The sequence below is a fragment of the Thauera propionica genome (assembly GCF_002245655.1).
Classification (GTDB): Bacteria; Pseudomonadota; Gammaproteobacteria; order Burkholderiales; family Rhodocyclaceae; genus Thauera; species Thauera propionica.
Window position 1 is genome coordinate 184,700 of record NZ_NOIH01000008.1, and the last position, 25,584, is coordinate 210,283.

Consider the following 25,584-nt stretch of genomic DNA (forward strand, 5'->3'; position numbering starts at 1 on the left):
GTCAGAGTGCCTTCACGGCGGCGAGGACCTCGGCGGCGTGGCCGGGCACCTTCACCCCGCGCCACTCGCGGGCGATCACGCCGTTCGCGTCGATGACGAAGGTGCTGCGCTCGATGCCGCGTACCTGCTTGCCGTACATGTTCTTGAGCTTCATGACGCCGAAGGCTTCGCAGGCGATTTCGTCCGGGTCCGAGATCAGGTCGAAGGGCAGCTCGAGCTTGGCCTTGAAATTCTCGTGGCTCTTGATGCTGTCGCGGCTGACGCCGAACACCTCGCAGCCGGCCGCTGAAAACTCGCCGTGCAGGGCGCCGAAGTCCTTGGTTTCGTTGGTGCAGCCGGGCGTGTTGTCCTTCGGGTAGAAGTAGATCACGAGCTTGCGGCCGCGCAGGGCCGACAGGGTCACGGTCCGGGCGCCAGTGGCGGGCAGGCTGAAGTCGGGAGCGAGGCTCATGGGGTCTCCGGTGATGAATCTGTCTTGGGCGGACGTGCCGCACGGTGGGGTCGCGCGCCGCACGCTTGTTCTGGGTTCAGGGTAGCGGAGCACCGTTTCCGCCGCAATCGCAGTGCATGTTTCGCCCTGTGCCGGAGATGCGGCACATGAGATCTGGCGCCGGAGCGGTTGAGATCGCGCAGCCCGTTCAGGCGGCAGCGTCGAACAACAGGGCGACAGCCACCGAGCGGCCTTCGCCGACGAGGATGTTGTAGGTGCGGCAGGCCGCCGGCAGGTCCATGAACTCGAAGCCGATCCGCGCCTCGATGAGCGGGCGCAGCAGCGCGGGCGCGGGGAAGCGCTGGCGCCGGCCGGTGCCGACGATGACGATCTCGGGGCGCAGTTCGGCGACCGCGGCCAGGTCCTCGACGCGCAGGGCGCCGAGGTCGCCGCGCGCATCGGGTGCCCAGCCGGTGCGGATCTGGCCGGCGGTGAGGATCAGGTTGCCGTCGTGGCGCACCTTGTTGACCATCACGTGGTCGTCGCCGTAGCCGGTGACGACGTTGAGATTCGCGTTGTTGTCCTGATAGAGCTTCATCGTGTCGGATCGGGGCTGGACGGAAAGGGGGAGATCAGGAGCTTCGGGTGCGGGCGTCGTTGTTCAAGGCGCGAAGGTGCCCGAATCGGGGCCCCGGATGCCTGCCGCGTGCCGAAATTGCCGCAGTGCGGCAGCGGGGCTAAGATAACAATCTTTTGCGGCAAGGGGTAAGCCCCCGCCGTCCGTTCCCCCTCCTGCAGGAAAGGCCATCATGAAAGCGGTGAAGACACTCGAACTCGCAACGGCAAACCCGGATCCGGTCGTCAAGACCGAGGCGGGTGCAGCCGCAGCGCGTCCGATCCGCAAGTCGGCCAAGCTGGCCGAGGTGTGCTACGACATCCGCGGTCCGGTGCTCGTGCGCGCCAAGCAGATGGAGGACGAGGGCCACAAGATCATCAAGCTCAACATCGGCAACCTCGCCGCATTCGGCTTCGATTCGCCCGAAGAGATCCAGATGGACATGATCCGCAACCTGCCCAACGCGGCGGGTTATTCGGACTCCAAGGGCATCTTCGCGGCGCGCAAGGCCGTGATGCACTATACGCAGCAAAAGGGCATCAAGGGCGTCACCATCGAGGACATCTACATCGGTAACGGCGTGTCCGAGCTGATCGTGATGGCGATGAACGCGCTGCTCGATGCGGGCGACGAAGTGCTGGTGCCGGCGCCGGACTATCCGCTGTGGACCGCCGCCGTGAGCCTGTCGGGCGGCAGGCCGGTGCATTACCTCTGCGACGAGAGCAAGGGCTGGCTGCCGGACATCGAGGACATGCGCGCGAAGATCAACGCCAATACGCGCGCAATCGTGGTCATCAACCCGAACAACCCGACCGGCGCGGTGTATCCGGACGAGACGCTCAAGCAGATCATCGAACTCGCACGTGAGCACGACCTGATCCTGTATGCCGACGAGGTCTACGACAAGGTGCTTTACGACGGCGTCAAGCACACCTCGATGGCGGCGCTGTCCGAGGACGTGCTGACCATCATCTTCAACGGCCTGTCGAAGAACTACCGCTCCTGCGGTTATCGCGCCGGCTGGATGGTGGTGTGCGGCGACAAGCGCCGTGCGGGCGACTACATCGAGGGGCTCAACATGCTGGCCTCGATGCGCCTGTGCGCCAACGTGCCCGGCCAGTACGCGATCCAGACCGCGCTCGGCGGTTACCAGAGCATCGACGACCTGGTCGCCGAGGGTGGGCGCATGCGCCGCCAGCGGGACCTGGCGTGGGAGCTGATCACCCAGATCCCGGGCGTGAGCTGCGTCAAGCCGCAGGCCACGCTGTACATGTTCCCGAAGCTGGATCCAAGGATCTATCCGATCGAGGACGACCAGGCCTTCATCGCCGAACTGCTCGAGGAAGAGCGCGTGCTGCTGGTGCAGGGCTCGGGCTTCAACTGGCCTCAGCCTGATCACTTCCGCCTGGTCTTTCTGCCGCACGAGGACGACCTGCGCGATGCGATCGGCCGCGTGGCGCGCTTCCTCGAGAACTACCGCAAGCGCCACGGCACCTGAGCCGGGCGACCGCGATCATCTGACACGACGCATCTGTCACCACTCACTCACCACGGAACACACTGCATGAAACCGATCAATGTTGGCCTGCTGGGCATCGGTACCGTCGGCGGCGGCACCTTCACCGTTCTGAAGCGCAACGCCGAGGAAATCACCCGTCGCGCTGGTCGTCCGATCTGCATCACCACCGTGGCCGACAAGAACCTGGAGCTCGCGCGCAAGGTCACCGGTGGCGACGCCAAGCTGACCGATGACGCCTTCGCCGTGGTGACCGATCCCGAAATCGACATCGTGGTCGAGCTGATCGGTGGCTACGGCGTGGCCAAGGAACTGGTGCTGAAGGCGATCGAGAACGGCAAGCATGTCGTCACCGCCAACAAGGCGCTGCTGGCCGTGCATGGCAACGAGATCTTCGCCGCGGCGCAGAAGAAGGGCGTGATGGTGGCCTTCGAGGCCGCGGTCGCCGGTGGCATCCCCATCATCAAGGCGCTGCGCGAGGGCCTCACCGCCAATCGCATCGAGTGGCTGGCCGGCATCATCAACGGCACGACCAACTTCATCCTGTCCGAGATGCGCGACAAGGGCCTGCCCTTTGCCGACGTGCTGAAGGAGGCGCAGGCGCTGGGCTACGCAGAAGCCGACCCCACCTTCGACATCGAGGGCGTGGACGCCGCGCACAAGGCGACGATCATGAGCGCGATCGCCTTCGGTATCCCGATGCAGTTCGACAAGGCCTACGTCGAAGGCATCAGCAAGCTTGACGCGGTCGATATCGCCTACGCCGAGCAACTGGGCTACCGCATCAAGCTGCTGGGCATCGCCCGCCGCCGCGAGCAGGGCGTAGAACTGCGCGTGCATCCGACCCTGATCCCGGCCAAGCGCCTGATCGCCAACGTCGAAGGCGCGATGAACGCGGTGCTGGTCCAGGGCGACGCCGTCGGCGCCACGCTCTACTACGGCAAGGGTGCGGGCGCTGAGCCGACCGCGTCGGCCGTCATTGCCGACCTGGTCGACGTTACCCGCCTGCACACTTCCGACCCCGAGCACCGCGTGCCGCACCTCGCCTTCCAGCCTGATCAGGTGCGCGACGTGCCGGTGCTGCCGATCGACGACGTCATCACGTCCTACTACCTGCGCATGCACGTCGAGGACAAGCCGGGCGTGCTGGCCGACATCACCCGCATCCTGGCTGACAGCAGCATCTCCATCGAGGCGCTGATCCAGAAGGAAGCGGCCGAAGGCGAGACGCACACCGACATCATCCTGCTCACCCACCAGACGGTGGAGCGCAACGCCAATGCCGCGATCGCCAAGATCGAGGCGCTGCCGGTGGTGCAGGGCAAGGTGACCAAGCTGCGCATGGAAGGCCTGTAAGCACGGGCTGATCGTGGCAACAAAAGGCCGTGCCCGAGGGTGCGGCCTTTTTTCTGGTGGGAGGCAAGCATGAAGAGCACGGTGGATCAGGTCTTCGTCGGGCGGGTGCGCCTGATGCTGCCCGACGGCGAGTCGAGCGCGATCTTCAAGTCGCCGGTGCAGGGGGCGATTCGGGTGACGCCGACCGGGCTGGAAGGAGACGAGCAGGCGGATCTTCGTCACCACGGCGGCCCGGACAAGGCGCTGCATCACTATCCGGCCGAGCATTACCGCGTGATCGGCGAGCAGTGGCCGCAGTGCGCCGCGATGGTGGGGGCGGGCTTTCTGGGTGAGAACATCAGCACCCGGGGCATGACCGAGAACGAGGTCTGCATCGGCGACGTTTTCCGCATCGGTGACGTGCGTGTGCAGGTCAGCCAGCCGCGCTCGCCCTGCTGGAAGATCGACCGCCGGCTGAAGGTGGACGATGCATCCCGCTTCGTCGAAGCGGCGGGCATCACCGGTTGGTACTACCGCGTGCTGCAGACGGGGACGATCACGGCCGGCGACGAGATCGAACTGGTCGAGCGGCCGAACCCCTGGCTGACGCTCGCTGAATACTGGGACACCGTGATTGCGCATCGGCCCGACCCGGCTGCGCTGAGGCGCATCGCTGCGGCCGAGGGCCTGGCGGCCGACAAGGCGCAGCGCTGGCGCGAACGCGCACAGTGGCTCGAATCGAGCGGAGGCTGAGGCCAGTGCGGCTCGACCCGCCATCGCGATTCCCGACTACACTTGGGGCATCGACGTCAGGTGACGTCGATGCAGGCAAGCCCAGCGGCCGGAATCGACTCTCATGGCATTCAAGCTCATCGTTTTCATCGGCATCCTGATCGCGATCGCCGTGCTCGGCAGCCGTGCCTACAGCGCTGCGGTAGCCCGCTTCGAGGCGCGGCAACCGTGTGTCGGGGACGGGAGTGATGACCTGAGGAATTGACCTCCGGCAGTCCACTCGGGCGCAGAGGAGAACCGCATGTCAGATCACGTCTACAAGCTCGTCGAAGTCGTCGGTTCGTCCCGCGAGGGATCGGACGCGGCCATCCGCAACGCCATCGAAACCGCGGCGAAATCCATCCGCCACATCGACTGGTTCGAGGTCGTCGAGACGCGGGGCCACGTTGTCGATGGCCAGGTCGCGCATTTCCAGGTGACCCTGAAGATCGGTTTCCGTCTCGAAAGCGACTGAGGCCCCTGCGCCGGCCCATTGGGCCGGCGGCCAAGGACGGATTCAGACGCGGGTTGCGCCTGTGATTTCGTGCAGGCGTGAGACGGTTTCGCCGTCCAGTCCGAGTGCGCGGGCGAGCTGGCGCAGGTAGTCCAGTTCGGCCTGCGTATCGAGGTCGATCGCCAGCAGGGAGGCCGCGTACACTTCGGCGGCGACGGCAGGATTCGGCACCTCGGCGACGAGCCCTGCGAGGTCGAGCGGACGCCGGAACTCCTCGGTCAGGAAGCGTTTCTCGTCGGCACTGAGGCCGTCGGCTGCGAGACGGCCGACGATGCGTTCGATCTCGTCCTCGCCGACCTGGCCATCGGCCTTGGCGGCGGAGATCATCGCGCGCAGGATCAGCGCATCGGTTCCCGGCGCGGTCATCGATTCGAATGCCTGCTGCGTTGCGTCGTCGGTCGGTGCGGCAAAGGCGGCCTGTGCGCGCCGCGAATCAGTCCAGTTCTTCAAAGCGGCCATCGCAATGGTTGCGAGCAGCGCCATCCCGGCATTGCTGCCCGTGCCGCGCGATGCTGATGCGCCGCGCTGGCCGCCCAGCACGCTGCCGAGCAGGTCGCCGAGTCCGCCACCAGAGGATGCACGACCGCCACCCAGTGCACCGCCCAGCAGTTCACCCAGGCCGCCGCCGCTCCGTCCGCCGCCGAGCACCGAACCGAGCAGATCGCCCAGCCCGCCCGCGCCACTGCGCCCACCGGCCTGGCCTCCGAGCACGGCCCCCAGCAGGTCACCGATGCCGCCGGCGCCGGCGGCGTGTTCCAGCCGCGAACGGCTTTGCGAGGCCATGCCTTGCTGGAGGATCTGTCCGAGCACATTGCCGAGGTCCATGTCCGTCTCCGTCGCGTGTGAGTGCGATTCATTGTAGCGGCATCCCCCCGGCATGGGGTCGGGCCGAAATCGTGAACTGCGGGCGAAACCCGCGAGATCGGCGTCGAATTCGTTAGAATCCGGCCTTTGCGCCATCGCGCGCGCCGACCACGTTTTGTGAAGGACAGCCCCGTGAAGTACATCTCCACTCGCGGCCACGCCGGCCAGCCTGCCAACCCGGAGTTCTGCGACATCCTGCTGGGCGGTCTGGCGCCGGATGGTGGTCTCTACCTGCCCGAGTCCTATCCACAGGTGACGCGTGCCGAACTGGACGCCTGGCGCGGCCTGTCGTACGCCGAGCTTGCGTTTGCGATCCTGTCGAAGTTCATCACCGACATTCCTCAGGTCGACCTCAAGGCCATCTGCGACAAGACCTATACCGCCGGGGTGTATTGCCACGTGCGCGAGGGTGACAAGGCGAGCGACATCACGCCGGTGCACTGGCTGGAAGAAGGTCGCCTCGGCCTGCTCGAACTGTCCAATGGCCCGACGCTGGCCTTCAAGGACATGGCGATGCAGTTGCTCGGCAACCTGTTCGAGTACGTGCTGGCCAAGCGCGGCGAGACGATCAACATCCTCGGCGCCACCTCGGGCGACACCGGGTCGGCGGCCGAGTACGCGATGCGCGGCAAGCAGGGCGTGCGCGTGTTCATGCTGTCGCCGCACGGCAAGATGAGCGCCTTCCAGCGCGCGCAGATGTATTCGCTGCAGGACGAGAACATCTTCAACATCGCCGTCACCGGCATGTTCGACGATGCGCAGGACATCGTGAAGGCGGTCTCCAACGACCATGCCTTCAAGGCGCAGCACAAGATCGGCGCGGTCAACTCGATCAACTGGGCGCGCGTCGCTGCGCAGATCGTCTATTACTTCAAGGGCTATTTTGCCGCGACCAAGAGCAACGACGAGCAGGTCGCCTTCTGCGTGCCCTCGGGCAACTTCGGCAACATCTGCGCCGGCCACATCGCACGCATGATGGGCCTGCCGGTCGCCAAGCTGATCCTCGCCACCAACGAGAACGACGTGCTCGACGAGTTCTTCCGCTCCGGCGTCTATCGCCCGCGCAAGGCGGCCGAGACCCACGTGACGTCCAGCCCGTCGATGGACATCTCCAAGGCCTCGAACTTCGAGCGTTTCGTATTCGACCTCGTCGGTCGCGACCCGCAGAAGGTCGCCGCGCTGTGGGCTGAAGTGGATGCCGGGCGTGCCTTCGACCTGTCGGCCTCGCCCGAATTCGCCCGCATCGGCGAGTTCGGCTTCGTGTCGGGCGCCAGCAGCCATGCCGACCGCCTGGCGACGATCCGCAAGGTGTTCGAGCAGTACGGCGTGATGATCGACACCCACACCGCCGACGGCGTCAAGGTGGCGTGGGAGCGCGCGGCCGAGGTGCCCGCCGGCGTGCCGGTGCTGGTGCTGGAGACGGCGCTGCCGGTGAAGTTCGCCGAAACCATCGTCGAGGCGCTGGGCCGCGAGCCCGAGCGTCCTGCCGACCTCGAAGGTATCGAGAAGCTGCCGCAGCGTGTCGAGGTGATGGCGCCCGACGTCGATGCGGTGAAGCGCTTCATCACCGCGCGCGTCTGACATCGCGGGTGGCTTCCATGAACGCGGAGCAGACTTCCTTGCTTGATTCAGCAGCCTGAGGCTTGAAATGAAGGCGATCGGAGTCCTTTCCTCCCGTTTTTTCCGACAGGTGCTGCAGCGTCATCTGGTCTTCCTGTCGGAACCACCGCGTTTCTTTTCGAGTATCGCTGATGCCCGCAAGGCGCTCGACGAGTCGGTCGACCTGATCTTTCTCGAGCGTCACCTGGAGGATGGCTCAGGGTTCGATTTCGCAAGGACCGTGCGCCGCGATCCGGGAATGGCCAGTGTTCCCATCCTGCTGGTTGCCACGGAGATCGATCAGGCACTCAGCGCCACGAGTCTCGAGGCCGGGATCACCGAGATTTTCAGCAAGTACGAACTCGAGCGCATGGCGTCTTATGTCCGCGCGTTCATGAACAGCGCGGACGTCGCCTTGCGACTTTCCGGAGTGGCGCTCGTCGTCGAGGACAGCTTGCCCGTGTTGCGCTTCATCCGCGAGGCGCTCGAACCGACGGGTTTGCGGGTCGAGACCTGCACGACGGGGGAGGAAGGCCGGGACAGGTTGGCCGAGCATGATTTCGAGATCGTGCTTGTCGACGTGCTGCTGGGTGGGCAGATGACGGGGCTCAGCTTGGTGCGCCACGTGCGTCAGAACGCTGGAGGGCGTAATGCGCGGGTTCCGATCCTCGCCATGTCTGGCATGGAGGATGCCGCACGCCGGATCGAGCTTTTGCGGCATGGGGCGGACGACTTTCTCGCCAAGCCGATGCTCGCGGAAGAGCTCATCGCGCGGGTGCGCAACATGGTGCGTATCAGGCGCCTGCTGCAGGAAACCGAGGCGCAGCGCGACCATCTGCGCCGTCTTGCGATGACCGATCAGCTGACGGGCCTCTATAACCGGCATTACCTCACCGAAGCGGCTGATCGGTGCATTTCGGAGGCGCGCGAGAAGGGGCTTTCGGCGCACTTGCTCGTCATTGACATCGATCATTTCAAGCACATAAATGACACGCACGGCCACAGCCTTGGTGACAGTGTTCTCGCAGAAACGGCAGCTCGAATACGTGAGGTGACCGGAGCGAATGACATCGTGGCGCGCACGGGGGGTGAGGAGTTCGTCGTGCTCCGTGTCGGCGCAGGCGTGGCCGGCGGGCTGGCCTTGGCCGAGGCTGTGCGGACGCAGGTCGAGCGAAGCCGTCCGGCGGGGCTGTCCGTAACGGTCAGCATCGGTGTGGCGGAGGTCGTGGGTGAGACGAAGCAGCCGTCAAGCTTCGAGTCGATGTTCAAGACGGCCGACACCGCGCTCTACCAGGCGAAGCGCTTCGGCCGCAACCGGGTGGTTTCGCTCAGGGACTAGTGCGGATTGGACGGGCGTTCCGGCGATTGCCGGCGCTATTCCTTCGGTTCCCGGCGGTAGCCCAGTCGGTCAGGAATGTCCGCGTCCGCGCTCGGGCGGAGCGTGAGACCTCGCCACAACAACTCTGGTCGCCGACCAGCGCTGGTCAGCGCGAGAATCTCGTCGTCGGTTGGCGCACGGCCATCTCTTAGCGTCAGTTCGTCGAGAAAACTCGCCAGATCCCGATCGTCGATGCTCGCCGGGCCGCTGTCCGTGTCGAAGTGTGGTCGCCCGAGCGCGTCGATCAACACATCCCCTCGCGGCTCAACCTGCCTGCCGGTGTGCGCCAACGGTCGCTGCCCGGGGTGGAGTCGAACGATCAGCGGCGCGCGCTCGAGCTTGACGAAGACGCGTTGCGGGCCGTTGTTCACCAGCCAGCAACCCTCGTCGTCACAGGCGTAATGGGTGTTGAGGAAGGCGATCAACCCCGGATGGTCGACCGCCTCGTCCTTCAGCCGCCAGTTGCCGCGCGCGTCGAGCGACAACCAGCCGTAGCAGGCGGGAACCTGGGGCCAGGGCGGCAGCGCGTCGGACATCGCTTGACGACGCAGCGCCGCTCAGTCTTCGACGTGGCGCAGCGACAGATCGAGCGCGCGCACGTCCTTGGTCAGGGTGCCGATCGAAATGCGATCGACGCCGGTTTCGGCGATCGCGCGCACGCGCTCTAGATTCACGCCGCCGGAGGCCTCCAGCTCGGCGCGTCCCGCGGTGATGGCGACAGCTTCGCGCATTTCCTCGAGACTCATGTTGTCGAGCAGCACCATCGTCACACCGGCATCGAGCGCTTCGCGCAGTTCATCCAGGTCTTCGACCTCGACTTCGATGAAGACGTTGGACGGTGCGATGGTGCGCGCCTGTTCCACGACTTCGCGAATGCCGCCCGCGGCGATGATGTGGTTTTCCTTGATCAGGATGCCGTCATAGAGGCCGACGCGGTGGTTGGTGCCGCCGCCGACGGCGACCGCGTACTTCTGCGCCAGGCGCAGGCCGGGCAGGGTCTTGCGCGTGTCGACGATCTTCGCGCGGGTGCCGGCGACGGCGTCGACGAAGCGGCGCGTGACGGTGGCCGTGCCCGACAGCAGTTGCAGGAAGTTGAGCGCGGTGCGCTCGGCGGTGAGCAGCACGCGGGCGCGCGCGACGATGTCGCACAGCACGTCGCCGGCCTTGACCGTGTCGCCATCCTTGACGTGCCAATTGACGATGGCGGCTGGGCTGAGCGCGGCGAACGCGGCGTCGAACCAGGCCGCGCCGCAGATCACCGCGTCCTCGCGGGTGATGACGCGACCGCGGGCCTCGGTGTCGGGTGCGATCAGCCGCGCGGTGAGGTCGCCGGTGCCGATGTCTTCGGCGAGGGAGGCCGCGATGTTGCGCTGGATTTCGACACGGAGCTGTTCGGAGAGCATGGTGGTGACCGCTGTGATTCGATGAAAGGCGAAAGTCTAGCACCGCGCTTCGGCCGCTGAGGCCGTGCGAGGGACGTCGATGGGCAATTCGTCGTTTTCCGGATTGGCGCGACCCCGTTGCGACGGCCACAATGCGCAACACATGCACGGCCCGATGCGGCTGTGCGCCCACCTTCTTACAGGCGCCTGGCCGTGAAGCCTCGGGATCTCGTCGAACTCTTCGTCCTCGCGGCCATCTGGGGCGCGTCCTTCCTGCTGATGCGCATCGCTGCGCCGGCCTTAGGCGCGTTTCCACTGATGGCGCTGCGCGTGGGCCTCGCGGCGCTGGTGCTGCTGCCGCTCCTTGCCCTGCAGGGCGGGCTCGGCATCCTGCTGCGGCGCTGGAAGGCGCTGCTGGTGGTGGGTTTCTTCGCATCGGCCTTGCCCTTCGTGTTCTACGGCTACGCGCTGCAGTCGGTCAGCGCAGGATTCGCCTCGATCGTCAATGCGACGACGCCGCTCTTCACCGCGCTCGTGGCCTGGGCGTGGCTCAACGACCGCCTCAGCGGGACCGCACTGGCGGGCATGTTGCTCGGTCTGTGCGGGGTGATCGTGCTGGTGTGGGGGCAGGCGTCGTTCTCGGCGGGCGGCAGCGGCTGGGCGGTGCTGGCCTGCCTCGGTGCCACGCTGTCCTACGGCATAGCCGCGGCGCTGACCAAGCGCCATCTCACCGGCGTGCCACCGATGGCCACGGCGACCGGCAGCCAGTTCTTCGCGATGCTGGTGTTGCTGGCGCCTGCCATCGCGAACTGGCCGGCGCAGCTGCCCGGTGCCGAGGTGTGGCTGGCGGTGGTGGTGCTGGCCGTGGTGTGCACCGGGCTGGCCTACGTCATCTTCTTCCGCCTGATGGCGAGCGTCGGGCCGTCGCGCACGGTGACCGTGACCTTCCTGATCCCCGCGTTCGGCATGTTCTGGGGTGCGGCGGTGCTCGATGAAACGATCAGCCTGCGCATGCTGCTCGGCTGTGGCGTGATCCTCCTTGGCACCGGGCTGGCCACGGGGGCACTGGCCCGCCTGCCGTGGCGAGCCCGTCCATCCCGTTGAACGCCTCGGGTCAGGCCTTGTGGCGGGCCGGTGATGGCTTGCGCCGACTGTCGAGCGCAATGATCGCCCCCGCGCCGGCGATGATCAGGATGCCGGTGAGGGCGGGCAGGTCGGGGATGTGGCCGAAGAGCAGGGCACCGACGAAGGTCGCGATGACCAGCTGCGCATACAGGATCGGCGACAGCACCGAGGCCGGCGCCTCGCGGAAGGCCCGGATCAGCAGGAAATGGCCGATGCCGCCAAACAGACCGAGCGCGACGATCAGCAGGCCATCGACCAGACCGGGCAAGGGGCCGCCCCAGATCCACGGCAGCAGCGCGGTCATCGCCAGCGTGCCGGTGAGCGCGGTGTAGAACAGCATCGTCACCGGGTTCTCCGTGGCCGACAGCTGACGTGTCTGGATCTGGTAGATCGCGTACATGAGTGCCGCGCCGAGCGCGAAGGCGACGCCTTCTGGCGATAGCCCGCTGCCCGGACGGGCGATCAGCAGCACGCCGATGAATCCGCCGATCGAAGCGGCCCAGCGCAGCGCACCGATGCGTTCGCCGAGCAGGGGGCCGGCGAGCACGGTGACCAGGAGCGGTGAGAGGAAGATGATCGCCGTCGTCTCGGCCAGTGGCATGCGGATGAAGGCGGCCATGCCGAGGAAGGTGGTGGCGAGCAGGCACAGGGCGCGCACGATCTGCCGGCGTGGGCGGCTGGTGCTGACCAGCCTCAGGCGCATGCTGGGCGCGAGGAACACCACCATCAGCAGGCAATGCACGGTGTAACGCGCCCAGACCAGCATGGGCACGGGGTAGGTCTTGCCCAGATGGCTGGCGGTGGCGTCGAGCAGCACGAACAGCGTCACCGCCCCGAGCAGCATCAGGATGGCTTTCAGCAGCGGCGCATGCGGTGCCTCGGGCTGCAGCGGCGCGATGCCGCCCCGGATGTCCGCCATTCAGCGCGCACCCAGCGACAGCAGCGGGCGGGCGTCGCGCGGCTTCTCCCGCAGATCGCCCTGTTGCGCCTCGATCAGCCAGCCGTTGAAGACGCCGCGTGCGGCATCGATGGTTTCGCTCGCGCTCAAGCCGATCGGGCCGATGCCTTCACGCGCGAGCCGGTCGGCAGCGGCGCCGTGCAGGTGGACGCCGGCGATCAGAGCCGCTTCGGCCGGCCAACCCTGTGCGAGGAAGCCCACGACGAGGCCGGTGAGCACGTCGCCCATGCCGGCGCTGGCCATGCCCGGGTGGCCGGTGCCGTTGATGAACCAGCGGCCGTCCGGGGTGGCGATGATGGAGCCGCAGCCCTTGAGCACAACGAGGGCGCGCAGGCGCCGGGCGATCTCGAGCGCGGCTTGAAGGCGATCCGCCTGCACCGCGGCGGTCGTGATGCCGAGCAGGCGGCCAGCCTCGGCCGGGTGCGGCGTCAGTATGGTCGGTGCCTGGCGCGCTGCGAGGCGGCCCTGCAAGCCGGGGTCGCGGCCGACGAGGTTCAGCGCGTCGGCGTCGAGTACCAGTGGCAGCTCGCGCGCGAGCGCGGAACTCAGCTCGGCGGCGGAGGAGTCCTCGGTGCCGAGGCCAGGCCCGATCGCCAGCGCGCTCAGGCGTTCCGGCAGGCGTGAGGCCTGGCGCAGCATCAATTCCGGGTGGGCAAAGTCGACCGCCGGACCATTGGGATCGAGCAGGCCGACGTACACCCGCCCGGTGCCCAGCCAGAGCGCAGCCCGTCCTGCGAGGAGAGCCGCGCCGACCATGCCGGCATTGCCGCCCAGGATGGCGGCGTCACCATACAAGCCCTTGTGGCTGTTGCGCGGACGCGGAACGAGTCGCGCGCGGAACAGGGCGGGCGTGACGGCGTGCCCTGCGGCGGGGAGCCAGGCCGGCGGGTCGATGTCGAGGCGCTGGACGTTGATCTCGCCGCAGTAGTCGGGACCGTCGTTGGTCAGCAGTCCAGGCTTGAGTGCGATGAAGGTGGTCGTGTGGCTGGCGCGGAACGTGGCGCCGAGCGGCTGCCCGGTGTCCGCGTCCAGCCCGCTCGGCACGTCGAGCGCCATGCGCGGCGAGGGCTGCGCATTGAGCGTGCGGATCCACTCCGCGTAGCGTCCTTCCACCGGTCGCTTGAGGCCGATGCCGAAGATCGCATCGACCACCAGCGCCCAGCCCTGTGCAGGGGCGGCCGGCAGGTCGGACACCATGTTGCCGCCCGACGCCAGGTAGTCGGCGCAGGCCTTGGCGGCATCGGCGGGCAGCGCGTGCGCGTCGCCGGCGAAAGCGACCTGCACCTCGCGCCCGGCCTGGGCGAGCTGACGCGCCATCACGAAGCCGTCGCCGCCATTGTTGCCGGGACCGCAGGCGATCAGGATCGGGCCGGGGCGGTCCATGATCAGGCGCACTGCGTCCTCGGCCGCCGCCCGGCCGGCGCGTTCCATCAGTGACGGCCGCGCACTGGGGATGAGCTTGCCTTCGATTTCGCGGATGCCGGCGACGGGGTAGATCGGGCGCGATGCACTGTACATGGTGGACTCCGGGGCTGGACCCCGGATTCTACGTCCTGTTCGCGGCGCCGCGCCCGCTTCAGCTCAGCACGAGGGTGCGCCGTTTCTCGTTGCGGATCTCGTGCGTGAGTTCGGCCTTGCCCGACTCATCGACGGTCTCGAGCCGCACGGTGAAGCCCCATAGCCGGGCGACGTGGCGCATGACCTCCTCGGCGCTGTCGCTCAGCGGACGCCGGCGGTATGGTGTGTGGCGCAGGGTCAGCGAGCGGTCGCCACGCAGGTCGACGTTCCACACCTGCACGTTGGGTTCGCGCGCGCCGAGGTTGTACTGGTCGGAGAGGATGTCGCGCACCCGGCGAAAGCCCTCGTCGTTGTGAATCGCTGACACCTTGAGCTTGTCCTCGCGGTCGTCGTCGAGCACGGCGAACATGCGGAACTCGCGCATGACCTTGGGCGACAGGTACTGGGCAATGAAGCTCTCGTCCTTGAAGTTGCGCATCGCGAAGTCGAACGTCTCCAGCCAGTCGCTGCCGGCGATCTCCGGGAACCAGCGCCGATCCTCGTCGTCCGGCTGTTCGCACATGCGGCGGATGTCCTGCCACATCGCGAAGCCGAGGGCGTAGGGGTTGATACCGTTGTACCAGCGGCTGTTGTAGGGTGGCTGGTATACCACGTTGGTGTGCGACTGCAGGAACTCCAGCATGAAGCTGTCGGCCAGCAGGCCCTCGTCGTACAGATGGTTAAGCAGCGTGTAGTGCCAGAACGTGGCCCAGCCCTCGTTCATGACCTGGGTCTGGCGCTGCGGGAAGAAATACTGCGCGATCTTGCGCACGATGCGCACCACCTCCCGCTGCCAGGGCTCGAGCAGGGGCGCGTTCTTCTCGATGAAATAGAGCAGGTTCTCCTCGGGCTCGGGCGGGAAGCGGGCCTCCTCGCGGGTGCCGGTCCTGACCTCGTGCGCAGGCAGCGTGCGCCACAGGTCGTTGACCTGGCCCTGCAGGTATTCCTCGCGCTCCTGCTGGCGCAGCTTTTCCTTGGCGAGCGAGAGCTTGGGGGGGCGCTTGTAGCGGTCCACTCCGAGACTCATCAACGCATGGCAGGAGTCGAGCAGCAGTTCGACGGCTTCCTCGCCATAGCGCTCTTCGCACTGGCCGATGTAGTTCCGCGCGAAGACCAGGTAGTCGATGATGGCGTCGGCGTTGGTCCAGGTACGGAACAGATAGTTGCCCTTGAAGAAGCTGTTGTGGCCGTAGGCCGCGTGGGCGATCACCAGGCCCTGCATCGGCAGCGTGTTCTCCTCCATCAGGTAGGCGATGCAGGGGTTGGAGTTGATGACGATCTCGTACGCCAGGCCCATCTGGCCGCGCCGGTAGCCCTTCTCGGTGGCGAGGAAATGCTTGCCGAAGGACCAGTGGTGGTAATTCACCGGCATGCCGACCGACGCGTAGGCATCCATCATCTGCTCGGCGGTGATGATTTCGACCTGCACCGGATAGGTGTCGAGCCGGTAGTGCGCGGCGACGCGCGCAATCTCGGCGTTGTAGCGGTCGATGCTCTCGGTCGACCACTCGGAGCCGCTCGGCAGGGGCTCGGGCTTGCGTACGGGGGCGCGCTTCATGTGATCGTCTTCTTGAACAGTTCGCGGAACACCGGGTAGATGTCGGCCGGCGACTCGATGCGCTGCATGGCGAAGTTGTCGTGCTCGCCACCGATCTTGGCGTACTCGCGCCACAGGTTCTGCGGCTCGCCGGCGGTGATCTCGATGTAGGCGAAGTACTGGCACCAGGGCAGGATCTCGTTGCCGAGCAACTGCCCGCACACGGGCGAGTCGTTGTCCCAGTTGTCGCCGTCCGAGGCTTGCGCGCCGTAGATGTTCCACTGGCCGTTGGCGTAGCGCTCGCGGAGGATGTCGCGCATCAGCACCAGCGCGCTGGACACCACGGTGCCGCCGGATTCGCGCGAGTGGAAGAATTCGTCCTCGTCCACTTCCTTCGCCACCGTGTGGTGGCGGATGAAGACGACCTCGATGTGCTCGTAGCTGCGCGTCAAGAACAGGTACAGCAGCATGAAGAAGCGCTTGGCGGTCGACTTGCGCTCCTCGTCCATCGAGCCCGACACGTCCATCAGGCAGAACATCACGGCCTGCGTGGTGGGGCGAGGCACCTTGATGCGATTGTTGTAGCGCAGGTCGAAACTGTCGATGAAGGGGATGCGGTCGATCTTGGCGCGCAGCACGCCGATTTCGTCGCGCAGCGCCTGCACTTCCGCGCTGTCCTCGCCGTCGCGGGCGAGGGCGTCGTCGAGCTGCTGCTGCAGTTCGCGCAGCCGGCCGGCGTAGGGCGAACCGAGCGCCAGCCGGCGGCCGAGCGCGCCGCGCATCGAGCGGATGATGTTGATGTTCGCCGGCACGCCGTCGGAGGTGAAGCCGGCGCGTTGCGTCTTGTAGTCGGTGACCTTGGCGAGCTGCGTGCGAACCAGGCGCGGCAGTTCCAGATCCTCGAAGAACAGTTCGAGGAACTCCTCGCGCGAGAGCTGGAACACGAAGTCGTCCTCGTGCTCGCCCTCGTTGCTCGCCTTGCCCTTGCCCGAACCGCCGGCGCCACCACCGAGCGGTCGGTTGATCAGGTCGCCCGAGCTGAACTGGTCGTTGCCCGAGAACACCTGTTCCCAGATGCCGCCCTTGCCGTGATGCAGCGACGGCTCGGACAGGTCGCGCGCCGGTATCGATACCTGTTCGCCATTCTCCAGGTCGCGGATCGAGCGGCCCTGGATGGCCTCGGACACCGCCTTGCGGATCTGCTGCTTGAAGCGACGCATGAAGCGCTGGCGGTTGACCGCGCTCTTGTTCTTGCTGTCGAAGCGTCGATCGATGATGCGGACCATGCCTCCTCCCTCTGGCCGAAGCCGGTGAGGGTGCGCGCCGCGCCGGCCGCACACCCTACGCGAATGGCGTCACGACGACTTGCGCACGCGCAGGTACCATTCGCACAGCAGGCGCACCTGCTTCTCCGTGTAGCCTTTCTCGATCATGCGATCGACGAAGTCCTGGTGCTTCTTCTGCTCGTCGGCGCTGGCCTTGGCGTTGAAGCTGATGACCGGCAGCAGGTCCTCGGTGTTGGAGAACATCTTCTTCTCGATCACCGCGCGAAGCTTCTCGTACGAGGTCCAGCTCGGATTGCGGCCGTCGTGCTTGGCACGGGCGCGCAGCACGAAATTCACCACCTCGTTGCGGAAATCCTTCGGGTTGCTGATGCCGGCGGGCTTCTCGATCTTCTCCAACTCGTCGTTGAGCGCCGCGCGGTCGAGGATCTCGCCGGTGTTGGGATCGCGGAACTCCTGGTCCTGGATCCAGAAGTCGGCGTAGATCACGTAGCGGTCAAAGATGTTCTGCCCGTACTCGGAATAGCTCTCGAGGTAGGCGGTCTGGATCTCCTTGCCGATGAATTCGGCGTAGCGCGGCGCCAGGTATTCCTTGATGTAGCCCATGTAGCGCGCCTCGGTGTCGGCCGGGAACTGCTCGGCCTCGATCTGCTGCTCGAGCACGTACATCAGGTGCACCGGATTGGCGGCCACCTCGCGGTGATCGAAGTTGAACACCTTCGACAGCGTCTTGAAGGCGAAGCGGGTCGACAGGCCGGTCATGCCTTCGTCGACGCCGGCGTAGTCGCGATATTCCTGGTAGCTCTTGGCCTTGGGGTCGGTGTCCTTCAGGTTCTCGCCGTCATACACCCGCATCTTGGAGAGGATGCTGGAATTCTCCGGTTCCTTCAGGCGCGAAAGCACCGAGAACTGCGCCATCATCTTCAGCGTATCGGGTGCGCACGGCGCCTCGGACAGCGAACTGTGGGCGAGCAGCTTCTCGTAGATGCGGATCTCGTCCGACACGCGCAGGCAATACGGCACCTTGACCGTGTAGATGCGGTCGAGGAAGGCTTCGTTGTTCTTGTTGTTCTTGAAGGCGACCCATTCGGACTCGTTCGAGTGCGCCATCACGATGCCGTCGAACGGAATCGCGCCGAAGCCCTCTGTGCCCTTGTAGTTGCCTTCCTGCGTGGCGGTCAGCAAGGGGTGGAGCACCTTGATCGGCGCCTTGAACATCTCGACGAACTCGAGCAAGCCGCGGTTGGCCAGGCACAGCCCGCCGGAGTAGCTGTAGGCGTCGGGGTCGTCCTGCGAGTACTGCTCGAGCTTGCGGATGTCGATCTTGCCGACCAGGGAAGAGATGTCCTGGTTGTTCTCGTCGCCGGGCTCGGTCTTGGCGACCGCGACCTGGCGCAGCACTGAAGGGTTGAGCTTCACCACGCGGAACTTCGTGATGTCGCCACCGAACTCGTGCAGGCGCTTGACCGCCCACGGGCTCATGATGGTGTTGAGGTAGCGGCGGGGAATGCCGAAGTCGTCCTCGAGGATGCGGCCGTCCTCATTGACGTCGAACAGGCCGAGCGGGGATTCATGCACTGGCGAGCCTTTCACCGCGTAGAAAGGCACTTTCTCGATCAGCGACTTGAGCTTCTCTGCCAGCGACGATTTGCCGCCGCCGACCGGTCCGAGCAGGTAAAGGATCTGCTTCTTCTCCTCCAGCCCCTGCGCGGCATGCCGGAAGTAGGACACGATCTTCTCGATCGCTTCCTCCATGCCGTAGAAGTCGCGGAAGGCGGGGTAGAGCCGGATGATCTTGTTGGAGAAGATGCGCGACAGGCGCGGGTCGAGGCGGGTATCGACCAGTTCAGGTTCGCCGATCGCCTGCAGCATGCGCTCGGCGGCCGAGGCATAGGCCATGCGGTCCTTGCGGCACAGTTCGAGGTATTCCTGCAGCGACATTTCCTCTTCGCGTGCTGCCTCGAAGCGGGCCTGATAGGCATTGAAGATGGACATGGCAATCTCCTGTGCAATCGATCCGAGCTACCGTGCAACTGGCATGCAAACCCCGTGCCCATCGACCGTTCGAGGCGAATCGGCGCGGCCGGCCGCATTGGCTCACTCTGTACCATGAGAGGCACGGCGGTGGTGCGAGTTCCATGTGTCGGCGCCCCTTTTTGTTGCGTTTTCGTGTCCGCGGTCACGGCAGAATTCCGCCTCCGAGCGCGGCGCGGACGCTGTGCTAGAATCCCGCTCTTCGTTCACTGCGTTTACGCTGGCGAGGCAGGTGCGCGTCCGGTTCAGGGTGTGCGGCCATGCGGGCGGGAACCGTTTTTATTTGACTTCTCAGGATCGACTCAATGGAGCAGAACCAGGTTAGCCCGAGCGCGCTGGAGCGCCGTATCGACATCGCCGTTACGCTGGCGGACATCGAGAAAGAGGTGGATGCTCGCCTCAAGCGCATCGCGCGCACGGTGAAGATGCCGGGCTTCCGCCCGGGCAAGGTGCCGATGAAGGTCGTCGCCCAGACCCATGGTGGGCAGGCCCGCGGCGAGGCCGTCGGCGCTGCTGTGGAGAAGGCCTTCGGCGAGAAGGTGCGCGAGCAGAACCTGCGCATCGCCGGCTATCCCCGCATCGAGCCGAAGGAAGGCGCTGCCGAAGGTACGCTCGAGTTCACCGCGACCTTCGAGGTCTACCCGGAGATCACCGTCGGTGACCTGGGCGAGCAGAAGATCGAGCGCCCGGCCCTGACCGTCGGCGACGCCGAGGTCGACAAGACCCTCGACGTGCTGCGCAAGCAGCGCACCACCTTCAGCGCCGCCGATCGTGCCGCCGCCGAAGGCGACCGCGTTGTCATCGACTTCACCGGCCGCAAGGATGGCGAAGTGTTCGAGGGCGGCCAGGCCCAGGATTTCCCCTTCGTGATCGGCGCCGGCGCCATGCTGAAGGACTTCGAGACCGCCGTCACCGGCCTCAAGGCGGGCGAAAGCAAGACCTTCGACATGACCTTCCCGGCCGACTATCACGCCCAGCATCTGGCTGGCCAGACGGTCCAGTTCGAGATCGTGGTGAAGACGGTCGAGGCCCCTGTGCTGCCCGAGATCGATGCCGACTTCGCCCGCTCGCTGGGCGTGGCCGACGGCGACGTCGCCAAGCTGCGCGAGGAAGTGAAGGGCAACCTCGAGCGCGAGGTCAAGCGCCGCATCCAGGCCAAGGTCAAGGAGCAGGTGATGGACGCGCTGGTTGCGGTCACGCCCATCGAAGTGCCGAAGGCGCTGGTGCAGGCCGAGTCGCAGCAACTGGCCGAGAACGCCCGCCGCGACCTCGAGATGCGCGGTCTCAAGACCAAGGACATCCCGGTCGACCCGTCGTGGTTCGCCGAGCAGGCCGAGCGCCGCGTCAAGCTGGGCCTGATCATGGCTGAGCTGGTCAAGGCCAACGAACTGCACGCCAAGCCCGAGCAGGTCCGCGCGCTGGTCGAGGACATGGCCCAGAGCTACGAAGATCCTACGGAACTCGTGCGCTGGTACTACGCTCAACCTGAGCGTCTGGCGCAGGCCGAAGCCGTGGTGATCGAAGACAATGTCGTCGCCTGGGTCAGCAGCAAGGCTCAAGCCGCCGACAAGGAAGTGGCTTTCGACGAACTGATGGGCAACGCGGCCTGATGCCGCAAAGGGTCTGACGAATGATGCACGGAACACCCCAGCACAGCAGCGACTGGAACCCGGTCGGTCTCGGCCTGGTTCCGATGGTGGTCGAACAGAGCGGTCGCGGCGAACGCGCCTACGACATCTATTCGCGCCTTCTGAAGGAGCGGGTGGTGTTCCTCGTCGGCCCCGTCAATGACGTGACCGCCAATCTGATCGTCGCGCAGTTGCTGTTCCTCGAGTCCGAGAACCCGGACAAGGACATCTATTTCTACATCAACTCGCCCGGCGGTTCGGTCACCGCCGGCATGGCGATCTACGACACCATGCAGTTCATCAAGCCGAATGTCAGCACGCTGTGCATCGGCCAGGCGGCAAGCATGGGTGCCTTCCTGCTGGCGGCGGGCGAGAAGGGCAAGCGTTTCATTCTGCCCAACTCGCGCGTCATGATTCACCAGCCGCTGGGTGGCTTCCAGGGCCAGGCTTCGGACATCGAGATCCACGCCCGCGAGATCCTTTACCTGCGTTCGCGCCTCAACGACATGCTGTCCAAGCACACGGGCCAGCCGCTCGAGCGCATCGAGAAGGACACCGACCGCGATAACTTCATGTCTGCCGCGGCCGCGGTGGAGTACGGCCTGGTCGACAAAGTGCTGACCAGCCGCGACGACACCTGATTCAGGAGAACCCCGACATGACGGACAAGAAGGCTGGCGGCGACAAGCTGCTGTACTGCTCCTTCTGCGGCAAGAGCCAGCACGAGGTGCGCAAGCTGATCGCCGGCCCTTCGGTCTTCATCTGCGACGAATGCATCGAGCTGTGCAACGACATCATTCGTGACGAGATCGTCGGCGCCGCAGATCCGGAGAGCATAAAGGGCGCGCTGCCGACGCCGCACGAGATCTGCGACATCCTCGACCAGTACGTGATCGGGCAATCGCAGGCCAAGCGCAACCTGGCGGTGGCGGTCTACAACCACTACAAGCGCCTGCGCCACATCGAGGCGAAGCAGGACGACGTCGAGCTCGCCAAGAGCAACATCCTGCTGATCGGCCCCACCGGCTCCGGCAAGACGCTGCTGGCGCAGACGCTGGCACGCCTGCTCAACGTCCCCTTCGTGATGGCCGACGCTACCACGCTGACCGAAGCCGGCTACGTCGGCGAGGACGTCGAGAACATCATCCAGAAGCTGCTGCAGAAGTGCGACTACGACGTCGACAAGGCGCAGCAGGGCATCATCTACATCGACGAGATCGACAAGATCTCGCGCAAGGCCGACAACCCCTCGATCACGCGCGACGTGTCGGGCGAGGGCGTGCAGCAGGCCCTGCTGAAGCTGGTCGAGGGCACGATCGCCTCCATCCCGCCGCAGGGTGGCCGCAAGCATCCGAACCAGGACTTCATCCAGGTCGACACGACCAACGTGCTGTTCATCTGCGGCGGTGCCTTCGACGGTCTCGAGAAGGTCATCCGCAACCGTACCGAGAAGGTCGGCATCGGCTTCGGCGCCGAGGTGAAGAGCAAGGAAGGCAAGAACCTCACCGATACCTTCCGCCAGGTCGAACCCGAGGACCTGATCAAGTTCGGCCTCATTCCCGAGCTGATCGGCCGCCTGCCGGTGGTCGCGACGCTGCAGGAACTCGACGAAGCCGCGCTGATCCAGATCCTGGTCGAGCCGAAGAACGCGCTGGTGAAGCAGTACCAGAAACTGTTCTCGATGGAAGGCGTCGAACTCGAGATCCGTCCGTCGGCGCTGCACGCGGTGGCGCGCAAGGCGATCAAGCGCAAGACCGGCGCGCGCGGTCTGCGTTCCATCCTCGAAGCGGCGCTGCTCGACATCATGTACGACCTGCCCACGCTGAGTGGCGTGGAGAAGGTCGTGGTCGAGGAGAGCACCATCGAGGAAGGCGGCAAGCCGCTGCTGATCTACGCCGAACAGCAGAAGGTGTCGGGCGCCAACTGAGGCGCACAGCCGCTTTCCGCTTCTCTCGCACCCGCCGCTTGAATTTCCAGGTCACGCCCATACATGGGTGTGACCTTTCTCGTAAGGAAAACGAAAATGTCGGGTCCTGCTGACCTCCCCAACGAACAACTGGAAATGCCGCTGTTGCCGCTGCGCGACGTGGTGGTGTTTCCGCACATGGTCATCCCGCTTTTCGTCGGGCGGCCGAAGTCGATCAAGGCGCTCGAAAACGCCATGGAAGCGGGCAAGAGCATCCTGCTCGTCGCCCAGAAGAGTGCGGCCAAGGATGAGCCGGCGATCGAGGATCTGTACTCGATCGGTTGCATCGCCAACATCCTGCAGATGCTGAAGCTGCCCGACGGCACGATCAAGGTGCTGGTCGAAGGCGTGCGCCGTGCGCGCGTCGACTCGGTCGAGGACCTGCGCCAGCTTTTCGTCGCCAAGGTCACGCCGGTGGTGATCGCCGACGTCGATACCAACGAGGTCGAGGCCATGCGCCGCGCGATCATCGCGCAGTTCGACCAGTACGTTAAGCTCAACAAGAAGATCCCGCCGGAGATCCTGACCTCGCTCGCCGGCATCGACGAGGCGGGCCGTCTCGCCGACACCATCGCCGCGCATCTGCCGCTCAAGCTCGAGCAGAAGCAGGACGTGCTGGAGATGTTCGATACCGGCGAACGGCTCGAGAAGCTGCTGACGCAGATCGAGGCCGAACTCGACATCCTGCAGGTCGAGAAGCGCATCCGCGGCCGCGTCAAGCGGCAGATGGAGAAGAGCCAGCGCGAGTACTACCTCAACGAGCAGGTCAAGGCGATCCAGAAGGAACTCGGGGAAGGCGAGGAGGGTGCCGACCTCGAGGAGATGGACAAGAAGATCAAGTCCGCCGGCATGCCCAAGGAGGCGCTCGCCAAGGCCCAGGCCGAGTTCAAGAAGCTGCGCCTGATGTCGCCGATGTCGGCCGAAGCCACCGTGGTGCGCAACTACATCGACACGCTGATCGGCCTGCCGTGGAAGAAGAAGTCGCGTGTCAGCAAGGATCTGGCGGAAGCGGAGAAGATCCTCGACAAGGACCACTACGGCCTCGAGCGCGTCAAGGAACGCATCCTCGAGTACCTTGCCGTGCAGCAGCGCGTGGACAAGGTCAAGGCGCCGATCCTTTGCCTCGTCGGGCCTCCGGGCGTGGGCAAGACCTCACTCGGCCAGTCGATTGCCAAGGCAACGAACCGCAAGTTCATCCGCATGGCGCTGGGTGGTGTGCGCGACGAAGCCGAGATCCGCGGCCACCGCCGCACCTACATCGGCTCGATGCCGGGCAAGATCCTGCAGAACATGAACAAGGTCGGCGTCAAGAACCCGCTGTTCCTGCTTGACGAAGTCGACAAGCTCGGCATGGACTTCCGAGGCGATCCGTCGTCGGCCCTGCTCGAGGTGCTGGATCCGGAACAGAACCACACGTTCCAGGACCACTACGTCGAGGTCGATTTCGACCTGTCGGACGTGATGTTCGTGGCCACGGCCAACACGCTGAACATTCCGGCTGCGCTGCTCGACCGCATGGAGGTGATTCGTCTCTCCGGCTACACCGAGGACGAGAAGGTCAACATCGCCCAGCGTTATCTGCTGCCCAAGCAGATGAAGAACAACGGTCTGAAGCAGGACGAACTGTCGGTGACCGAGGAAGCGCTGCGCGACGTGGTGCGCTACTACACCCGCGAGGCGGGCGTGCGCAGCCTCGAGCGCGAGATATCCAAGATCTGCCGCAAGGTGGTCAAGCAACTGGTGCTCAAGAGCCGCAGCAGCAAGATCATCGTCAATGCGAAGAACCTCGACAAGTTCCTCGGCGTGCGCAAGTACAGCTTTGGCATGGCCGAGAAGCAGAACCAGATCGGCCAGGTCACCGGCCTGGCCTGGACCGAGGTCGGCGGCGAGCTACTGACGGTCGAGGCCGTGCAATTGCCTGGCAAGGGCAAGGTGCTCACGACCGGCAAGCTCGGCGAGGTGATGCAGGAGTCGATCCAGGCGGCGCTGTCGGTGGTGCGCAAGCGTGCGCGCTCGCTGGGCATCGAGGAAGACTTCCACCAGAAGAGCGACATGCACATCCACCTGCCGGAGGGCGCGATCCCGAAGGACGGTCCTTCCGCCGGCATTGCGATCAGCACCGCGCTGGTTTCGGTGCTGACCGGCATCCCGGTGCGCTGCGACGTGGCGATGACCGGCGAGATCACGCTGCGTGGCGAAGTCCTGCCGATCGGCGGCCTCAAGGAGAAGCTGCTTGCGGCCGTGCGCGGGGGCATCCATACCGCGCTGATCCCGGAGGAGAACGTCAAGGACCTCGCCGAGATTCCCGAGAACATCAAGAATGCGCTCGAGATCGTGCCGGTGAAGTGGATCGACCAGGTGCTGGAGCGCGCACTCGAGCGCCGGCCGGAACCGCTGCCCGAGTCCGCCGCGGCGGTCGAGCCGGGCGTGGCTGCGGTGTCGGGCGACGCCGAGAAGTCGGCTTCGGGACAGCGTCCGCACTGAGTGTTGTTGACGGGGTTTGCGCGTAGTCATTCCCGTTCGCAGACAAAGCCGCAATGTGGGAAACCACGTTGCGGCTTTGTCGTTGACACTGCGGAATCGTGCGCGCTATAAAACCCATGAAGTTGGCAAGTGGCCCGCCAACGCCCGAAATCCCGCGCCAGGCGCGGAATGCAGTGAGGTTCGTCCCATCGCAGTGCTCTTTCGGAGGGGTTTAAGTGAACAAATCTGAACTGATCGACGTTATCGCAAAGCAGGCCGAGATCTCGAAGGCGGCAGCAGGGCGAGCCCTGGATGCCACCGTCGCCGGTGTCATGGACGCCCTCAAGAGTGGCGACACCGTGACCCTCGTCGGCTTCGGCTCGTTCTATGTGGGCGAGCGTGCTGCAAGGACGGGTCGAAACCCCCGCACCGGAAAGAACATCAAGATCAAGGCGGCAAAGGTTCCAAAATTCCGCGCTGGTAAAGGCCTCAAAGATGCAGTAAACTGATGGGCTTTTCCGGGCTGCTGCCTTTCCTTGCAGCCCCGGCGCGGGTGCTTAGCTCAGTTGGTAGAGCGTCGCCCTTACAAGGCGAATGTCGGCGGTTCGACCCCGTCAGCACCCACCAG

The 25,584-nt window shown here is 65.5% G+C and carries 23 protein-coding genes and 1 tRNA gene; 14 read left to right on the forward strand and 10 right to left on the reverse strand.

Going from position 1 to position 25,584, the window contains the following annotated elements; translation table 11 throughout:
- Position 1 precedes the first annotated feature (1 nt).
- Complete coding sequence (locus tag CGK74_RS08925) at positions 2–451, reverse strand: peroxiredoxin (protein ID WP_094268138.1); 450 nt, start codon at positions 449–451, stop codon at positions 2–4.
- A 187-nt stretch (positions 452–638) separates the two neighbouring features.
- Positions 639–1,028, reverse strand: a complete 390-nt coding sequence (locus tag CGK74_RS08930; protein ID WP_094268139.1) for an Mth938-like domain-containing protein — start codon at positions 1,026–1,028, stop codon at positions 639–641.
- A 211-nt stretch (positions 1,029–1,239) separates the two neighbouring features.
- Between CGK74_RS08930 and CGK74_RS08935 the strand changes: the two genes are divergently transcribed.
- From CGK74_RS08935 to CGK74_RS08950, 5 genes are all read left to right on the forward strand, one after another.
- On the forward strand, positions 1,240–2,544 hold the full coding sequence (locus tag CGK74_RS08935) for a pyridoxal phosphate-dependent aminotransferase (protein WP_094268140.1): 1,305 nt from the start codon (positions 1,240–1,242) through the stop codon (positions 2,542–2,544).
- A 66-nt stretch (positions 2,545–2,610) separates the two neighbouring features.
- On the forward strand, positions 2,611–3,918 hold the full coding sequence (locus CGK74_RS08940) for a homoserine dehydrogenase (RefSeq protein WP_094268141.1): 1,308 nt from the start codon (positions 2,611–2,613) through the stop codon (positions 3,916–3,918).
- A 69-nt stretch (positions 3,919–3,987) separates the two neighbouring features.
- Positions 3,988–4,650, forward strand: a complete 663-nt coding sequence (locus CGK74_RS08945; protein WP_094268142.1) for an MOSC domain-containing protein — start codon at positions 3,988–3,990, stop codon at positions 4,648–4,650.
- 103 nt (positions 4,651–4,753) lie between these two features.
- Positions 4,754–4,894 (forward strand): hypothetical protein, encoded by a 141-nt coding sequence (locus CGK74_RS18940; protein ID WP_165770063.1) that lies wholly within the window; start codon positions 4,754–4,756, stop codon positions 4,892–4,894.
- Positions 4,895–4,930: 36 nt separating this feature from the next.
- Positions 4,931–5,143 (forward strand): dodecin, encoded by a 213-nt coding sequence (locus tag CGK74_RS08950; protein WP_004255787.1) that lies wholly within the window; start codon positions 4,931–4,933, stop codon positions 5,141–5,143.
- 42 nt (positions 5,144–5,185) lie between these two features.
- On the opposite strand, the gene CGK74_RS08955 is transcribed toward CGK74_RS08950, so the two are convergent.
- A complete protein-coding gene (locus CGK74_RS08955; RefSeq protein ID WP_094268143.1) occupies positions 5,186–6,007 on the reverse strand; it encodes a tellurite resistance TerB family protein in 822 nt (273 codons plus the stop codon).
- A gap of 171 nt (positions 6,008–6,178) precedes the next feature.
- Between CGK74_RS08955 and thrC the strand changes: the two genes are divergently transcribed.
- Positions 6,179–7,627, forward strand: a complete 1,449-nt coding sequence (gene thrC / locus CGK74_RS08960) for a threonine synthase (RefSeq protein WP_094268185.1) — start codon at positions 6,179–6,181, stop codon at positions 7,625–7,627.
- A gap of 67 nt (positions 7,628–7,694) precedes the next feature.
- Entirely contained in the window at positions 7,695–8,984 is a 1,290-nt protein-coding gene (locus tag CGK74_RS08965) for a diguanylate cyclase (protein WP_094268144.1), read from the forward strand.
- Positions 8,985–9,019: 35 nt separating this feature from the next.
- Here CGK74_RS08965 and CGK74_RS08970 read toward each other — a convergent pair whose 3' ends face one another.
- Together CGK74_RS08970 and nadC are read right to left on the reverse strand one after the other, a co-directional pair.
- A complete protein-coding gene (locus tag CGK74_RS08970) occupies positions 9,020–9,559 on the reverse strand; it encodes a DUF2946 family protein (protein ID WP_094268145.1) in 540 nt (179 codons plus the stop codon).
- Positions 9,560–9,580: 21 nt separating this feature from the next.
- Entirely contained in the window at positions 9,581–10,426 is an 846-nt protein-coding gene (gene nadC / locus CGK74_RS08975) for a carboxylating nicotinate-nucleotide diphosphorylase (RefSeq protein ID WP_094268146.1), read from the reverse strand.
- Between the two features lie 192 nt (positions 10,427–10,618).
- Here nadC and CGK74_RS08980 point away from each other — a divergent pair, with 192 nt between their 5' ends.
- The gene (locus tag CGK74_RS08980; protein WP_094268147.1) at positions 10,619–11,509 is read left to right on the forward strand and encodes a DMT family transporter; all 891 of its coding nucleotides are present in this window, start codon (positions 10,619–10,621) and stop codon (positions 11,507–11,509) included.
- A gap of 10 nt (positions 11,510–11,519) precedes the next feature.
- On the opposite strand, the gene CGK74_RS08985 is transcribed toward CGK74_RS08980, so the two are convergent.
- The 5 genes from CGK74_RS08985 to CGK74_RS09005 form a co-directional block, all read right to left on the reverse strand.
- Positions 11,520–12,449 (reverse strand): DMT family transporter, encoded by a 930-nt coding sequence (locus CGK74_RS08985; RefSeq protein WP_094268148.1) that lies wholly within the window; start codon positions 12,447–12,449, stop codon positions 11,520–11,522.
- Positions 12,450–14,006 (reverse strand): NAD(P)H-hydrate dehydratase, encoded by a 1,557-nt coding sequence (locus CGK74_RS08990; protein WP_094268149.1) that lies wholly within the window; start codon positions 14,004–14,006, stop codon positions 12,450–12,452.
- Positions 14,007–14,064: 58 nt separating this feature from the next.
- Complete coding sequence (locus tag CGK74_RS08995) at positions 14,065–15,603, reverse strand: SpoVR family protein (RefSeq protein WP_094268150.1); 1,539 nt, start codon at positions 15,601–15,603, stop codon at positions 14,065–14,067.
- On the reverse strand, positions 15,600–16,868 hold the full coding sequence (locus CGK74_RS09000) for a YeaH/YhbH family protein (RefSeq protein WP_094268151.1): 1,269 nt from the start codon (positions 16,866–16,868) through the stop codon (positions 15,600–15,602). The genes CGK74_RS08995 and CGK74_RS09000 overlap by 4 nt, the downstream gene beginning before the upstream one ends.
- Before the next feature lie 69 nt (positions 16,869–16,937).
- Positions 16,938–18,860, reverse strand: coding sequence for a PrkA family serine protein kinase (locus CGK74_RS09005; protein WP_094268152.1), 1,923 nt, complete (start codon positions 18,858–18,860; stop codon positions 16,938–16,940).
- 344 nt (positions 18,861–19,204) lie between these two features.
- Here CGK74_RS09005 and tig point away from each other — a divergent pair, with 344 nt between their 5' ends.
- The 6 genes from tig (at position 19,205) to CGK74_RS09035 (ending at position 25,583) form a co-directional block, all read left to right on the forward strand.
- Positions 19,205–20,509 carry a trigger factor gene (gene tig, locus CGK74_RS09010; protein WP_094268153.1) on the forward strand — a complete coding sequence of 435 codons (1,305 nt, stop codon included), beginning with the start codon at positions 19,205–19,207 and terminating at the stop codon, positions 20,507–20,509.
- 20 nt (positions 20,510–20,529) lie between these two features.
- Positions 20,530–21,168, forward strand: coding sequence for an ATP-dependent Clp endopeptidase proteolytic subunit ClpP (gene clpP, locus CGK74_RS09015; RefSeq protein WP_094268154.1), 639 nt, complete (start codon positions 20,530–20,532; stop codon positions 21,166–21,168).
- 17 nt (positions 21,169–21,185) lie between these two features.
- Entirely contained in the window at positions 21,186–22,454 is a 1,269-nt protein-coding gene (gene clpX, locus CGK74_RS09020) for an ATP-dependent Clp protease ATP-binding subunit ClpX (RefSeq protein WP_094268155.1), read from the forward strand.
- Between the two features lie 96 nt (positions 22,455–22,550).
- A complete protein-coding gene (gene lon, locus CGK74_RS09025) occupies positions 22,551–24,977 on the forward strand; it encodes an endopeptidase La (protein WP_094268156.1) in 2,427 nt (808 codons plus the stop codon).
- Between the two features lie 215 nt (positions 24,978–25,192).
- Entirely contained in the window at positions 25,193–25,465 is a 273-nt protein-coding gene (locus tag CGK74_RS09030; protein ID WP_094268157.1) for an HU family DNA-binding protein, read from the forward strand.
- A gap of 42 nt (positions 25,466–25,507) precedes the next feature.
- Positions 25,508–25,583, forward strand: a tRNA-Val gene (locus CGK74_RS09035).
- Position 25,584 lies beyond the last annotated feature (1 nt).